The 15100-nt window shown below is 68.4% G+C and carries 7 protein-coding genes; 3 read left to right on the top strand and 4 right to left on the bottom strand.

Annotated elements, in window-relative coordinates:
• Window positions 1-48: 48 nt before the first annotated feature.
• Window positions 49-1767 carry an eCIS core domain-containing protein gene (locus G4D86_RS02215; RefSeq protein ID WP_163988856.1) on the top strand — a complete coding sequence of 573 codons (1719 nt, stop codon included), beginning with the start codon at window positions 49-51 and terminating at the stop codon, window positions 1765-1767.
• Between the two features lie 51 nt (window positions 1768-1818).
• Window positions 1819-9819, top strand: coding sequence for a LamG-like jellyroll fold domain-containing protein (locus G4D86_RS02210; protein ID WP_163988854.1), 8001 nt, complete (start codon window positions 1819-1821; stop codon window positions 9817-9819).
• Between the two features lie 41 nt (window positions 9820-9860).
• Here the strand turns inward: G4D86_RS02210 and G4D86_RS02205 are convergent, their stop codons facing one another.
• Window positions 9861-10493, bottom strand: a complete 633-nt coding sequence (locus G4D86_RS02205; RefSeq protein ID WP_163988852.1) for a 2OG-Fe(II) oxygenase — start codon at window positions 10491-10493, stop codon at window positions 9861-9863.
• A gap of 44 nt (window positions 10494-10537) precedes the next feature.
• Between G4D86_RS02205 and G4D86_RS02200 the strand changes: the two genes are divergently transcribed.
• Window positions 10538-12139: an SAM-dependent methyltransferase gene (locus tag G4D86_RS02200; RefSeq protein ID WP_163988850.1), complete on the top strand. Its 1602-nt coding sequence runs from the start codon at window positions 10538-10540 to the stop codon at window positions 12137-12139.
• A 94-nt stretch (window positions 12140-12233) separates the two neighbouring features.
• On the opposite strand, the gene G4D86_RS02195 is transcribed toward G4D86_RS02200, so the two are convergent.
• The 3 genes from G4D86_RS02195 to G4D86_RS02185 all read right to left on the bottom strand — a co-directional run bounded on the left by G4D86_RS02195 (window position 12234) and on the right by G4D86_RS02185 (window position 14747).
• The gene (locus G4D86_RS02195) at window positions 12234-12842 is read right to left on the bottom strand and encodes a cysteine hydrolase family protein (RefSeq protein ID WP_163988848.1); all 609 of its coding nucleotides are present in this window, start codon (window positions 12840-12842) and stop codon (window positions 12234-12236) included.
• A gap of 132 nt (window positions 12843-12974) precedes the next feature.
• On the bottom strand, window positions 12975-14120 hold the full coding sequence (locus tag G4D86_RS02190; RefSeq protein ID WP_163988846.1) for a hypothetical protein: 1146 nt from the start codon (window positions 14118-14120) through the stop codon (window positions 12975-12977).
• A gap of 213 nt (window positions 14121-14333) precedes the next feature.
• Complete coding sequence (locus tag G4D86_RS02185) at window positions 14334-14747, bottom strand: hypothetical protein (protein ID WP_163988844.1); 414 nt, start codon at window positions 14745-14747, stop codon at window positions 14334-14336.
• Window positions 14748-15100 lie beyond the last annotated feature (353 nt).

Here is a 15100-nt window from a genome sequence, read left to right as displayed (position 1 = left end):
ACAGTCCTCGACCACTGGATGATGAGCATCCCGGGGGCGACTTCAACCATGGAAATCCTCACGACTTCGTGTATCGGCGGCGAGCCACTGCCGGAGCGGCTGCGGCGAGTCTTCGAACAGCTCTCCGGTTACGACCTGGGTGACGTGCGCGTCTACGCGGACTCTCCCTGGCCGGCGCGCATCGGGGCGCGGGCCTTCGTGCTCGGAAGCGACATCCACCTGTCTCCCGGAGCCGCGGACGCCCTCGGACACGAGGCGTGGCATGCCGTCCAACAGAAGCAGGGCAGGGTGCATGCGACCCGGACCACCCTCGACGCAGTGGGGCTCAACGACGAGGCGGCGCTCGAGCGCGAGGCCGACCTGATGGGCCACCTCGCCTGGAGCCTCGCACGCCGGGGTGGCACCGTGCCTGTCCCGTTCCCACTGCGTGTCGCGACCCCGCCGACTCCAGTCCTCCAGCGGCAGGTGACCGTGCAAGGCCTCGCGATCGACAACGCGGCCACGCTCGAGACGGAGATCAAGACCCGGCTCTACCTGGTGGACTCGGACGTCGTCGACTTCGACAACATCCTCGCCGACATGCTCAACGAGGACCTCGTCTTCCCGAACTGGACGGCCTTGAAGAAGGAGCTGCGCATTCGCGAGGTCGGCTATCAGGCCGTGACCAGGATGCGGGCGCTGGCGGCCCTTCACGGCCCGCGATGGACGACCGCCCACAACCGCTACACCGCGGAGCTCGCCCAGGCCGAGACAGACACTCCTGACGACGTCGACCAGGCGTTCCAGGCCCGGCTCGAGCAGCGCATCTTCGACGAGGAGCAGGTCATCCGTTGGGGCAACGCGTCGTACTTCAGATACCAGGCCCGGCAGCGCCAGCTGTTCCAGTGGCTCGCGGGGGCGCGGAACGAGGACCCCTTCGTGATGAACTGCTGGGAGGCCGTCCTCTATGCGCTCGTGAAGACCCAGCTCGTTCCCAAGAGCTACATCACCTGGTGCATCCGGCAGGAGGAGGCCAAGAGCGACCTGATGACGGCAATGGTCAATCCCATCAACCTGGCCGCCAGCATGATCAAGAACATGGACTACTTCTTCTGGGCGAACGGGCTCGGTTGCGGCATCGATCAAACCAAGAAGAAACGGATTCCGTCGCCTGTGAATGACCAGAGCCAGTCCATCAAGATCGCCGCGGACAGGGTGATTCCGAAGGGACGCGTCCTGATGTTCGGGTTCAATCAGCACGTGGCGCTGTCCACGGGAACAATCAATCACAACGGCGAGCACGGCATCCTCGAGCTCGACTCGGTCACCAAGACCATCCGGGAGGGCACCATCGAGGGACTCAGCAGTCTCTACCTCGCGTCCATGGTGGTCGCCCCGTTTCCCATCACCTCCGAGGGCACGTTCACCGTTTCACAAGAGGACAGCGACAAGACGAAGAAGCGACTGGCGATCAAGCAGTCGACCAACAAGACATACATGCCGAGGAAGCAGAAGGTGCGGGCGTTGTCCGACCAGAAGGTCGAGGCGCTCCAGAAGAAGAAGGCGCTCCCCGAGAACGCCTCACGCCAGCAGGAGTTCGACAACGAAATCCTGGCGGAGGAGAAGGCCTGCCTCCAGCGACTCGACAAGATCAGCGCCGAGCAGGACGTGAAGGTCGAGAAGTTGCTCAGCGAGTGGGAAAGCCAGCGCGAGCCTCCCAACATCGAGGTCTTCACCTTCCGGTATCCGGCGATCGACCCCTACGGCGGAGACGTCGAATTCCCCTGACCGAAGCCCCGCGCCTCGACCGCGTTGCCCCGCCTGTTTCCTGGGAGTGTCATGTCCTTCGCCCACCTCCTCCAGCAGTTCGATGCCATCGGCCCCATGGGGCCTCGCGCTCCCATCACCCTCGATCAGGCCTTCACGGGCTCGGCCGAGGTGACGGCCATGTTCCGGTCCGTGTTCGGCACGGAAGCGCTCACGCTCGACACCGTTACCGCACAGACGTCCCGCTCCGAGGACCACCTCCAGCTCGTCGGCACCACCTCCGTCTTCGGCATGCCGGACGTCCAGGTCACGTTCCTGGCCCGGGAGCTCGAGGGGGAGCTGCTCGCCACGCTCGACATCCTGCTCCCCGGTGGCTTCTCCTTCTCCAGCGTCTTCCCCCTGCTGCCGGAGCAGGTGAGCGCGGAAGTGGATGAGCTCACCGGCGACAAGGTCACCGAGCCCCACTTCCTCACCCGGCTCAGCCTGGGGACGGGCCGGCTGCTCTTCTCGAACCGCGCCTGGCTCGACGAGAAGCGTGGCCTCCAGCTCGTGCCGGGGCTCAACTTCTCGGGCGAGCTCTATTTCATGGGCCTGCTCTTCCCCGCGCGGTACCTGCTGCGCGACGACAGCCCGGTCCAGCTCTCCGGCCCCCTGAAGGAGTTTCGCCCGACGGCCAGTCCCATGGAGTTCCTCGGCGTCCGGCTCTCCGCGCCGCTGGAGTTCGGCTTCGACAGCCTGGGGCCGCTCACCCTCAAGCAGGCCCGGCTCTTCCTCAAGGCCGGCTTCCACGCGCACCACCTCGACCCGGTGGTCAGCGCCACGCAGGACCCTGGCGTCTACGTGCTCATCGACGCGGAGCTCGGCGGACGGCCCGCCCAGCTCGTTGGCGCGTACGAGGTCCTCGACATCCCGACCACCGTCGACATCCACGGCCGGTTCACGGACTTCGGCATCTCGGGCTTCGCGAGCCTCTCCCAGACGGTAGGCGTCGAGGGCTTCGAGCAGACGCTGCCCGAGGATTTCCCCACGGACACAGGGCTCTCCATCACCGAGCTCGGGGTGTCCTTCAACATCGTCACCTACGCCGTCTCCAGGCTCATCCTGGGCGTCGGCGCGCGGGTGGAATGGGACATCGTCCCGGACGTCATGACGTTGAAGGAGGTGGGCCTCACCTTCACCATCTCCGAGCCCTTCAGCAGCGCACGGCGCATCACCCCCACGCTCACGGGCCTGCTGGCCTTCAAGAAGTTCAGCCTGGCGGCCTTCGCGGAGTACCCCACCTGGCGCTTCGGCGCGGGCCTGCCCTCCGGAGAGACGCTCCCGCTCGGCGACGTCATCGAGTCCTTCCTGCCGGGTGAGACGGAGCTGCCGCCCCTCACCATCCAGCAGCTCCTGCTCCAGGCCTCGCCCCGGGAGAAGAAGGTGTACCTGAGCGCGACGCTCCAGGACCTGCTCTCCATCCCCGTCGGGGCCACGGCCTTCGAGGTGGCCGGCTTCAACCTCGTCGTCGACTACGACAAGGTCCGGGGCGGCGCGAAGGCCCTGGTCTCGGCGCGCCTGCGGATGGCGGACACCGACGTCATCCTGAGCGGCGAGGTCCACCAGGGCCTCGTCCTCTCCGGCTCCCTCCAGGGCTTCGCGCTCAAGAAGTTCTGGTCGCTCGTCACGGGCGGCGAGGCGCTCCCCGAGGAGGTGCCCGACATCGTCTTCGACACGCTCGCCTTCCGCGTCGACACGAAGACGCGCGCGTTCTCGGTGCTCGGCAATGCGGTGGTGGACTGGGACCCACTCACCAAGGAGGGCTCGCTCCGGACCGCCGTGGAGTTCTCCCTGACGCGCGATGTCTCCGGCAGTCCGGGCGCCACGGTCTCCGCGTTCCGCGCGAGCCTGAGCCTCCAGGGAGAGGGGCCGGTGCCCGTCGCCGAGGGACTGTCGCTCGGGAGGTTCAACCTCCTGTTCAGCTACCAGACGGGCACGAGCTGGCAGCTCTCCGGCGGCGTGAGCGCGAACCTCTTCGACACGGTGCTCGCCCTCCAGGCGGGCTACGAGTCCATCCAGGGCATCCAGAAGCTGATGCTCCGCGCGACGGCCTCGCCGGAGCTGACGCTCATCGACCTCCAGGGCGTGGGGTCCTACTCGTTCAAGCAGTTCGACCTCCTGCTCGACCGCCGGAGCCTCGAGGGCGGCAAGAAGAAGACGTACTTCGACCTCCGCCTGGCCTCGACGCTGGAGATCGACTCCCTCTTCAAGCTCGGCGGCTATCTGGGCATCAGCGCCACCGCCGAGGGCAGGGCGGCGCTCGTCTTCAAGCCGAACCCGGGCTCGACGTCGTTCCAGCTCGACTTCCCGACGGGAGAGGGGCTCGGCTTCCGCGGCGAGCTGTTCGAGGTGGGCGTCGTCAAGGAGTCCGCGAGCGCAGGCTGGAGCTTCACGGGGACGACCCTCCTGGGCTTCACCGGCATCTCCGGCGGCCTCGCCCAGATGCTCCCCACCAAGGTCACCGCGAAGCTCGTTGCCGGCAGGTCGGCGGCCAGCCTCTCGGCGGTGAACGTCTCCGGCCCCATCGACTTCGCGTTGCCCAGGGCCAACGGCAAGGACCTCGGCAAGGTGGTCATCCAGCTCACCGAGCTGGGCATCTCCATCAAGCCGCAGCTCGGGCTGGTGCTGGAGGCCGGGCTCGGGCTTCCGGCGGAGCTCAACACATACCTCGGCGCGCAGCTGTTCCGCGTCTACCAGCCGGGCAATCCGCTCACCCTGGCCCGCACCCGGTTCACCATCTCGGGGACGGGCGTCGCCATGCAGGTGCTCAGCTCGCCGTTCACCGGGGCCAACGCCGTCGTCGTCAACAACGAGGCCTGGTACGACGTCGACTTCGGGAAGTACGGCGCCATCCGCTTCAAGATGCCGACGTTCGTCTACGACGGCATTACGCAGTACTTCGAGGCGGGCGGCGGGGTGAAGGTGACGCGCCCGCTCGCGCTGCCCCTCGCGCCGCTCAAGCTGTTCCTGGAGGCCTGCGGCGGCAAGGGCATGGCGGACATCTTCCCGGACGCCATCCCCATCGAGGCGCTGGACCTGGTCGACGACAACAACGACCTGAAGATCGACGCGCTCGTCACGTTCCTGAAGAAGGCCGGCGGCGTCCCCAACGAAATCGTGTCGGCGCTGAAGACGTCTGGCAAGGTGCTCAACCGCTTCCCGGACGGGTTCAAGCAGTACCTCCAGCTCGAAGTCCCGGAGGAGCTCGAGTTCAAGTTCGGCTTCTCGCCCACGGGCCGCATCAGCCTCGGGCTCTTGGCGCCGAAGACGCCGGTGCGCGTCCTCTTCCCGTCCGTGGTGCAGAGCTACGTGCCCATGCCCGGGCTCGTCGGCATCGAGGTGCGGAAGTTCTCCGTGGGCACGCTCATGTCGGGCTCGCTGTTCTACGGCGAGGTCGACGCGCTCATCGACCAGTTCGACCTGCCGTCGCTCGCGGTGTCGCTGATGCTGCCCCGCAGCGACAGCTTCCCGCTGCCCACGTCGGACCAGCTCCAGCGGCGCATCATCCTGGACGACGTGTTCTGCATCATCCCCGTCTCGCAGGGCCTGCCCATTCCGCTGCCGGTCTTCTATGACGAGCTCGGGTTCCAGTACCTGGGCATCGAAGGCCTGGGCCTTCAGGCGCACGTCGGCTTCCCGAAGCCGAAGCTCGACGGGGCCGCGGCCATGGCCGTGTTCCAGGCCTTCAACCAGTTCTTCAACGACCGCAAGGCGCTGTTGGATCCGAACACGCCGCCGGGAGGCGTGGACCTCGCGTTCAAGTTCCACGACGAGTTCCTCCAGGCGCCCGAGTACCTCGGCAACGGCCTGCTCGGGACGAAGGGCAAGACGGTCACCGTCGGCGCGTGGAAGTACATCGCGTCGCTGATGAACTTCGGGAAGACGTTCTCCATCAACGACTGCATCGGCTCGATTCCGATTGAAAACCGCGTGGGCAGCGCGGAGTACCGCTTCGCCTTCATGAAGTTCGACGCGGACTGGCTGCTCACCACGCCGGCCGAGTTCCGCAAGGGCGGCTTCCAGCGGCTGAAGCTCACCGAGAGCGACCGCGACGACTTCATGACCGTGCTGCCCTCGGTGGCGAGCACCTCCGGCCAGGGGCAGACGGGGAACGAGGAAGGGCTCGTCGCCTTCGTGCGCGGCGAGGCGGACCTCAAGTTCATGCGCATGGAGGCGGCCCTCGGGCTCGCCGCGTCCGGCGCCATGGGCTTCAACACCGGTTTCAAGCTCGACGGCCGCATCGGCGTCACCGAGCTCGAGCTCTCCGGCGCCATCATGGTGAATGCGCCGCTGGCCACGGACGTCCCGGCCGCGCCGGTGCTCCAGGCGGCCACGCCCGCCCCGCAGCCCGCTCCGGCGCCGCTGGCCCTGTCCTTCAACGGGAAGGACACGCGCATCGAGATTCCCGCGTCCGACAGCCTCGTCCTGCCCGAGTACACCGTCGAGCTGTGGATGAAGACCGCGAGGGACCAGTCCTCGGAGTGGGCCGACGTCATCGGCGTCGACACGCGCAAGAGTGGGCTCTGGCGGAACAACTTCCTCGCCGTCAACGCGAACAGCGGCTTCTACCACCACCGCTTCACCGACGCCGGGGGAGGGAACGCGGGCGCGCCGAACACCGCCAATGGCACCGTCACCTTCGGCCAGTGGCAGCACGTGGCGATTACGAACGACGGCGTCACCGCGAAGACGTACGTCGACGGCAAGGAGCTCGCGAGCGGGCCGGTGAACGGGGCGCTCGTCCTGTTCAAGGACACGCTCTGGGTCAGCAAGGTGTCCAACTGGGGCCTCCCCTGGAAGGGAGAGCTCGCCGAGATTCGCATCTGGAAGCGCGCCCGGAGCGGCACCGAGCTTGCCGGCACCTTGTCCGAGCGCATCGACGCGGGCACCCAGGACCTCGTGTCCCTGTACCGCTTCGACACGGACACGGGCTCGCGGGCCGTGGACCTGTGCGGGAGGAATCACGGCACCATCGCCAACGGCCGCTTCGTCCCGTCCGAGCTCCTGTCGCTGCGGGGCCTCGTGTTCGACGGGAAGGACGACTATGTCGAGGTGCCTGACTCGGAGAGCCTCCGGCTCGGCACGTACACGGTCGAGGTGTGGTGCAAGCCGAAGCCGAACCCGCAGGACTGGGCGGGCCTGTTCGGCAAGAGGGGCCGCAACTACGCCGTCTATCTGAACCGGGCGGGCTTCATCCACCACCGCTTCCACACGCCCAACAGCGTGAGCGACGGCGCGCCCGATTCGGCGCCCGGCCTGGTCGCGTGGAACCAGTGGAACCACGTCGCCATCACCAACGACGGCACGGTGGCCCGGACGTTCCTGAATGGCGTCAAGGTGGCTGAGGGCCCCGTCCGGGGCAACCTCATCATCGACAAGGAGCGCGTCTCGTTCGGTCGCACCGCGGACGGCGAGAACAATGCGTACTTCGCGGGCGAGATGTCCGAGGTCCGGCTCTGGTCGAGCGTCCGTTCCCCCGAGGAGCTCACGGCGAACATGCGCCGGCGGCTCAGCGGCGCGGAGGCGGGGCTCGTCAGCCTGTGGCGCTTCTCCGAGGCGACGGGCAACACGCTCGTGGATGCGTGCAAGCGCAACCCGGGTCGCATCGAGATGCAGCTCACCGCGGAGCCCGCGAAGCTGCGCCATGACGGCCTCATCCTCAACGGCACGAGCGACTCCGCGCTCATCGCCCAGACGGACAAGTTCAGGACGGACCAGTACACCCTCGAAGCATGGGTCCGCCCCGACAAGGACCCGGCGGGCTCGTGGCAGTGCATCTGGGGCGGCAGCGGGAAGGCGCCCAAGCTCTACGTGAGCAACAACGGCATCGTCTCGCACCGCTACACGGCGCGCGTCTCTCCGACGGAGGAGCGGGCCTGCGTCCTCAACACGGCGGTGAACGCGCTCCGGTTCGGCGAGTGGAACCACCTCGCCGTGACCAACGACGGCACGACGTGCACCGTCTTCGTCAACGGCGTTCAGGTCGCCCAGGAGAAGATGCCGGGGAAGCTCGTCTCCGAGGCTGCCTCGGTCAACGTGGGGAGCAGCGGCGATGCCAACGCGCAGGCCTGGTTCCGCGGTGGCATCGATGACCTGCGGTACTGGTCCGTGGCGCGGACGGCAGCGCAGATCTCCGACGACATGAACCTGTTCCTGACAGGGAAGGAGCCCGGGCTCGTCGCGTACTACAACATGGACCACACGGCGGGGACGCAGCTCGTGGACCTCGGGCCGAACGCGCTCCATGGCGTGGTGGGTGGCGGCACGTGGGCGCTCGCGGCCAGTCCCGCGACACAGGGCCGGGCGGCCATCCAGCTCCGGGGCCACACGCAGATGACGGTGTCGGGCCACACGGCCATGCGTGGGGACTTGAAGCTCGTCGATGACCAGTTCTGGTTCAGCGGCCAGCTCGACCTCTTCCCGAAGGACTGGCCCCTCAAGGTGACGGGCAACGTCGAAGGGATGGTGAGCCGGCAGCGCTTCTACGTGCAGGGCGAGACGCGCAACCAGCTCTTCGGCCTCACCCTCTCGCAGTCGCGCGTGTACCTGTCCAACGACCAGCTCCGGCTGGAGGGCCGGTGGCTCGGCTCGTACATGCTGCTCGACGTCTCGTGGGACAAGGGCGAGCCGAGCTTCAAGGGCTCCGTCGGGTTCAAGGCCTCGGCGAAGGTCGACTTCGGCCTCGTCCGAATCGGCGGTGCGAAGGTCGCGGACAACGTCGGTATCTCCGTCGACCTCCTGCTGGACGTGTCCGTCCTCATCTCGAAGAAGGGGTTCTCGGGAGACCTTACGGCGAGGTTCAAGGTCAACGGCAAGGGCTTCGACGTGCGCTTCAGCTTCGACGTCCCGCCGGCCGACTTCGAGCAGCTCGTCAACTGGGTCAAGCAGCGCATCGTCGACGCGCCGGAGAAGTACCTGGAGCACCTGTTCTCGGATGCGGTGACGTGGCTGCGCAACGTGGGCAGCGGCGCCATCTCGTTCGCGAAGGACTCCGGTGAGGCCATCGGCAAGGCGCTGAGCTCCGCGTACAAGGCCTCCAAGGAGGAGGCGGCGAAGCTGATGAAGGGAGCGAACTACGCCGCCGACCAGGTCGGCACGGCCTTGAGCAAGGGCTACAAGGCGACGGCGCAGGAAGCCGCCGCCGTGCTGAAGGGCGCCGACTATGCGGTGGACCAGGTCGGCAACGCCCTCAAGTCGGCCTACAGCACCAGTGCGGAGGAGGCGGCGAAGTTGCTCAAGGGTGCCGGCTATGCGGCGGACCAGGTGGGCAATGCGCTGAAGTCGGCGTACGGCACCAGCGTGGAGGAGGTCACCCGGTGGCTCAAGGGGGCGGGCTACGCGGTGGACCAGGTGGGCAATGCGCTCAAGTCCGCATACGGCACCAGCGCGGAGGCGGCGGCGAAGCTGCTCAGGGGCGCGGGCTACGCGGCAGACCAGGTGGGAAACGCACTCAAGTCCGCGTACGGAACCAGCGCGGAGGCGGCGGCGAAGCTGCTCAATGGCGCCGGGTACGCGGCGGACCAGGTCGGTAATGCTCTCAAGTCGGCGTACGGCACCAGTGCGGAAGAGGCCGCGAAGCTGCTCAAGGGGGCGGGCTACGCCGTGGACCAGGTGGGCGGCGCCCTCAAGTCCGCGTACGGCACCAGCGCGAACGAGGCGGCCAGACTGCTCAAGAACGCCGGCTATGCGGCGGACCAGGTGGGCAATGCGCTCAAGTCGGCCTACGGCACCAGCGCGGAGGAGGCCGCGAAGCTGCTCCAGGGCGTTGGTTATGCCGCGGATCAGGTCGGCAATGCCCTGAAGGTGGGCTGGAACACCTCGGCCGATGCCACCAGCAAGGCGCTCAAGGCCGCCGGGTACGGGGTGAACGAGGTCGGCAACTATCTCAAGAGTGGCTACAACCTGGGCGCCGACGCACTCTCGGGCGCGCTCAAGGGCGCCGGCTACGCCACGGATGAGATCAACAAGCTCTTCAAGAACCTCGGCGGTGAGTTCTCCAAGGCCGCGAGCAAGCTCGATCCGACGAAGTGGTGACACCTCGCGCCCGTACGCGGCTCATCTCGCGGACCTGCTTCTCAGGTGAGCAGGCCGCGCGGTGGCGGCTCGGTGGGGTCGCGCGCGAACTCGGCGAGCACGATGGCGAGGCGCCACGTGGCTTGCGGCGCGGCGGAGTAGCCGAGCACCGCGTGGGGCAATTCGCCGGAGAGGCGGCAGGCACGGCCCGGGAGCGGCGTCACGAGGACACCGTGATGGTGCTCGACGGTCTGTCGCGCGCCATCGCGCGACACGGGGCCGGAGGCGTCGAAGGCGCCGCGAGGGAACACGGCCAGCTCGCCGCCACGGGCGTCGGTGGGGAAGTCCAGGTACACCATGGTGGTCCACCGCGGCGGTGCGGAGCCGAAGCCGTCTCCCAGCCAGCGACGGTCGACGTGGGGACGGAGCAGGAAGCGGTCCGTCGCGGTGGGCGGAGTCTGATTGACGGCGAGAACGTAGAGGGAGTCCGCGTCGCCAGCGAAGCGTGTGAACAGTCCGGCCAGCTCAGGCAGCTCGGCCCGGAGCCACGCATGGCCGTCCGGACTTCCGCTCAACTCCAGCAGCAGGCCGCGGGTCCTCGGGTCGCTTTGCGGCACGGGGTGCGCACCCAGCCGAGGCCGCAGCGCCCGCGCGAGCGCGGCCGGCTCGGCGATTGCGCCATCATCGACAGCCATTGGGAGCATGGTGCGCGGGTCGGAGATTCGGAGACACTAACAGCATGCAGGCATGGACGGCGCAGTGGCTGCTCGGGCAGCTCGGAGAGGAGCTGGGCGGACGCGATGGAGTGGACCTCGAGTTCTCGCTCCGCCTGACGCAGGGCCGGGTCGATGCGGAGGGCCGTTTCTGCTGCTGGCTGGCGGGAAGCGACTCACAGGCGTTCGCGCCCATGGCGCGCGTGCTGGAACGTCTGGACGCGCCCGAGCCAGCCCGCGCCGCTCAGCGCGAGGCGGTGCGTCCTGTCCGCCAGGGACTCGCCGTGGCCTTCACCGGCGGCGTGCCCGAGCTCCGGCTGTATCTGCACGGCCGCGACCCGGCGACCCTGGCCGACGACTACCGCGCCTGGCGTTGGCAGCCGGGCGGTGAGGCCCGGCGCTCGCGCTACTTCTTCCACTACCTGCCGGAGACACCCTCGGGACTGCGCCCGTCCCAGCTGGTCCAGGACGCGCTTCGCCCGGCCTTCGAGCGGCTGCTGCAGGACGAGCGGCTCCAGCAGGGCTCGGGCTTCTGGCTGCGCGAGGGGAGTGACGGCCGGGTGGAGCAGGTCGACCTCGCGTTCCCCTGGTGCCCCAACGCGGGAACGCTGGAGGGACTGCTCGACCTGGCCAGGGTGCTCGGAGTGCCGGCGTCGGAGGACTCGCGATGGCGTGAGCTGCCCATCCGCCACGTCGCGGTGCGGGTGGGGGAGGGGGCTCCGCAGGTGACGCTGTACGCCGCCGCGTCGCTGGAGGGCCCGTGGCCGGGCACCGAGGCCGAGCTCCAGGCCCGCGTCCGGCACGGTGCCCTCGCGTTCCACCGCGACGTCGAGGAGTCGGTGTTTCGACGGCTGCCTCCGCTTCCTCGCGCCGGCGCGGAGCCCATCGACCTCGATGCATTCTATGGCGGCGACCTGAAGACCTGGCGGACCGTGCTCGGGTCGGAGATGCACTACCACGCCGGGTTGTTCGACACGCCCGGGCTCGAGGTGAGCGACGCGGCGATGGACGAAGCGCTGCGCCGCGCGGTGGTCGAGCTGTACCCGTTCATTCCGGCGGGTGGGCGCATCTATGACGTCGGGTGTGGTTGGGGCGGGCCGCTGGCGATGTGGATTCACGGGCTTGGGTGCCGGAGCCTCGGTCTCACCATCAGCCGGACCCAGTTCCGGTACGTGGCCGGGCTGGGCCTGCCGGTCCGCTGGGGCGATGCCGAGCGGACCCTGCCCCCCGGCCATTTCGACTGCGCCATCCTGCTCGAATCACTGAGCCACATCCGGGACAAGGACCGGCTGCTGCGCGTCCTGCGGGTGTTCGCGGACCGCCTCGTGATGCGCGTGAACTGTCAGGACGGCTCACCGCCGGGCTCGGCGTTCGGCGGCACGATGCACATGATCAGCTCGGCGCGACTGCGCGAGTTGCTGGAGGGCGCAGGCTGGCGAATCCAGCACTGGCGCGACCGCCGCCGCGAGGCCGTGCCTTCCGTGGCCGTGTGGCACCGGCGCCTGCGGTCCGTGCCTGTGGGCGGGGACCCGCATCCGGAGACCCTCCGGGAGTGGTGCGAGCGGGTCATGACCGCGCCTGAAGCATGGGCGGAACACAATCCGCTGATCGAAGTCGTGGCCGATTGAACCGGTAGCGCCACGAACCAAAGCGCGCCAGCAGCCGGGGGAACGGCGCCGCTTCGCCACGATGCACGCGCATCGCGGCGGAGCGGATGTCGCGCTATACCTTGAGCATGCCAATCACTTCCGAGGCCGGCATGGGACGCGAGAACATCGGGAAGTCGTACTTGAGCGCGTTCTTGTGCTCCTCGGACGAGGTGGCGGCGGTGCAGTCGGTGAGGGTGATGACGTCGTAGCCGTTCTCGTACGCACTGCGCATGGTGGACTCGACGCAGCAGTTGGTGAGGAAGCCGCCAATCACCACCGTCTTGAGGCCCTTGCTGCGCAGGATGAAGTCCAGGTTGGTGCTGGCGAAGGTGTCGAGGCCGCGCTTGCCCTCCACCACGATGTCGCCCTTCTGGGGCGCGAGCGAGTCGATGATTTGCGCGCCCCAGCTCCCCTTGACGAACGCCTTCCCGTCCACCACGCCCTTCAGGATGCCATAGGGGTGCCGGGTCAGCTCGCCGTAGCCCTCCGCGAAGGTGATGGGCGCGTGCATCACCGTCACGCCCTTCTCCCGAGCGGCCTTCACCAGCGCGACGGTGTTCTCCAGCATCTTCGTCTCCGCCATCACGCCCTTCACCGCCGGGTGCAGCACCCCACCCTCGGTGGCGAACTCGTTCTGGTACTCAATCAGCAGCACGGCGGTGGTCGAAGGGTCGAGCGACATGACTGTCTCCGGGGATGGGCCGGGCTATTCCGGACGTACCCGATGATTGCGCGCGTGCCAGACGAGGCGTCAAGTCGCGCAAGGCCTGGTCCTTCCGACGGAGCACCAGGCCTCGCGGCGGTGGGGGACGCTCTACTTCACGGCGGATGACGGCGCCTCCGGCGGCTCCGCCACGCCGGCCTGCGCCGTCGCGGTGGCCAGGGTGCGGACGTCCCGCGAGAAGACGGAGAGGAGGGGCGGCAGCGCGCCCCGGGCGATGTCCGCCGGGTCGAGCATGGTGGCCCAGTACTGCTTGCCGTCGCCAACGGCGATGCGCGCCATGAAGGCGGCCTCCTTCAGTGCCTCCTCCCCGAGCGTGCGCTCACCCTGGAAGGGCGTGAGGGAGAAGAGCCGGTAGAGGTCGACGAGCCCATCAATCCGTCCGGCCAGCTTCTGGAGCAGCTGCCGGCTGTCCGTGGGCGCAATCAGGTAGGACGTGCCCTTTCCTCCCTTCTCCTCGGGAGGCAGGGAGATGCCGGCCATCTGGTCCGGGTCCACGAGGACGCTGAACTCGGAGCCAGGGCGGCTGGCCTTGTCCGACAGGGTGAAGTGCCGCAGCGGCGGGCGGGCGCCCTGCGACTTGATGCCGTCCGGAACCAGCTGCATGCCCAGCGCGCGCATGTCCAGGAGCAGCTCCAGGAGCCCGGCCGGAAGCCCCTGCTGCATCAGCTCCTCCGCGCCGTACATGCCCGCCCAGCGCCTGCCGTCTTCGAACAGCGCGCGGATGTGGATGGAGGGCGTGCGCAGGGTGTGGGGCTGGAAGGCGTCCTGGGCGCGGGGGGACGGAAGGCCGGGCAGGCCGGCTTCGAGCGCGCGCTCAGCGAGGTGGTCGAAGAGCGGCGCCGTATCGTTCCTGTCCTCAGCCAGCCGTTGCTCGACTCCCACGAGCTGGTTGGGTGAGTAGGGATGGAAGACGAAGACGATCCGTCGCCCGAGCGTGGCGACGAAGTAGAGCGGGTGCACGTTGTCGATGATGTGCAGCGAGGTGAGGCGCGGTGTGGTGACGGCGGGGACGGCCGGGCCGCGAGTGTCCCGCAGGGCCGCGGTTATCGCGAGCTCCACTGCGGGGTCCGGCTCATCCGCGGGAGGCAGCGGCCGGGGAGGCGGAGGCGCCGCATTCCCCATGGCGGGCGCGCTTCCGCCGAGCGAGAGCGTATCGCTAGTGCCGCGCTTGCTCCCAGACATCACGAACACGGCCACACCCGCGGCCACGACCGCCAGGACGAGTATCAGCAGCATCACGCATTCCCCCAAGCAAGGGCGCGGAGCCTTCCAGGGGCAGTGGCGCGCTGTCAAACCCCCGGCGGGGTGCGCGCCATTCCAGTGTCCCTGAGGCCTTCGCGACGTGTCCGGTACGAAGCCCGTGGGGGCGGTTACGACGGCGACTCCCCTGGCAGGTCCTGCCGGGGGAGTGGACGTGGAGTGCAGGTGCCCCTCACCCCATGCGACGCGCTAGTTGCAGAAGACGTAGCTGCTGCACTGCCCGGAGGCGAGCGTCGGGTACGTCCCGGGGATGCTCGCGGACGTGGCGGCGCACTTCGACACCGCCCACGCCTTATACGTCTTGTAGCCGATGCACTGGAACGGCTGCGGATCCTCGAACCACGTAATCTGGCAGCAGTAGTGGCTGCCGAGGGTCTGCTCGGAGCCCTCGCCTTTCATGGCCTCGTCCAGCGCGCCTGCTTCGTCCTCCGCGGCGACTGACGCGTAGGCTCCGGAGACCTCCGACGGCATGAGGACCCGTGCGGACTCCGCCTCGGGGGAGTCCGAGGTGAGCGGCTCCTCCGCGGGGCCACAGGCCGCAACGAGGGCGAGGAGCGAGAGGATGGACAGCGGGTTCAGACGGGACGGGGCGCTTCGGGGCATACGGTCCTCCTGAGGAGTGGACTCACGACGACACTCACTGCGTGTGAATAAATACACCCAGTCCGGGAGCAAATACAATTCAGTTGCATGACGCGGCGAGGCGTCGCAGCGCGGTGTTGCGTCATGCGCATCCAGGGCGCCTTCGGCATCCGAGTGCCTGGCGACGGAGCCGTGTACCTCGTGGACTCCTCGCGCGGCCTGCGCAGCTTCAACGGGCCGTAGACGCGCGGTGGAAGCGGGCACCTGTCCGCCAGCTCCCCCCCGGGCGGGACGTCGCTTCCCGACGCACCCGGAGGCCTCTAAGCTCCCCGCCGTGCGCCCGCCGGACGGTGGCGGGCAGAAGAGGACCCCAC

Source organism: Pyxidicoccus caerfyrddinensis, assembly GCF_010894405.1.
GTDB classification, from domain to species: domain Bacteria; phylum Myxococcota; class Myxococcia; order Myxococcales; family Myxococcaceae; genus Myxococcus; species Myxococcus caerfyrddinensis.
This window is presented reverse-complemented; position numbering and strand designations above follow the sequence as displayed.

What these genes read in the sequence shown, in the direction of transcription:
- G4D86_RS02215 (WP_163988856.1), top strand. Translation starts at nt 49, where the DNA reads ATGGAAATCCTCACGACTTCGTGTATCGGCGGCGAGCCACTGCCGGAG.
- G4D86_RS02210 (WP_163988854.1), top strand. Translation starts at nt 1,819, where the DNA reads ATGTCCTTCGCCCACCTCCTCCAGCAGTTCGATGCCATCGGCCCCATG.
- G4D86_RS02205 (WP_163988852.1), bottom strand. Translation starts at nt 10,493, where the DNA reads ATGGCTGTCGATGATGGCGCAATCGCCGAGCCGGCCGCGCTCGCGCGG.
- G4D86_RS02200 (WP_163988850.1), top strand. Translation starts at nt 10,538, where the DNA reads ATGCAGGCATGGACGGCGCAGTGGCTGCTCGGGCAGCTCGGAGAGGAG.
- G4D86_RS02195 (WP_163988848.1), bottom strand. Translation starts at nt 12,842, where the DNA reads ATGTCGCTCGACCCTTCGACCACCGCCGTGCTGCTGATTGAGTACCAG.
- G4D86_RS02190 (WP_163988846.1), bottom strand. Translation starts at nt 14,120, where the DNA reads ATGCTGCTGATACTCGTCCTGGCGGTCGTGGCCGCGGGTGTGGCCGTG.
- G4D86_RS02185 (WP_163988844.1), bottom strand. Translation starts at nt 14,747, where the DNA reads ATGCCCCGAAGCGCCCCGTCCCGTCTGAACCCGCTGTCCATCCTCTCG.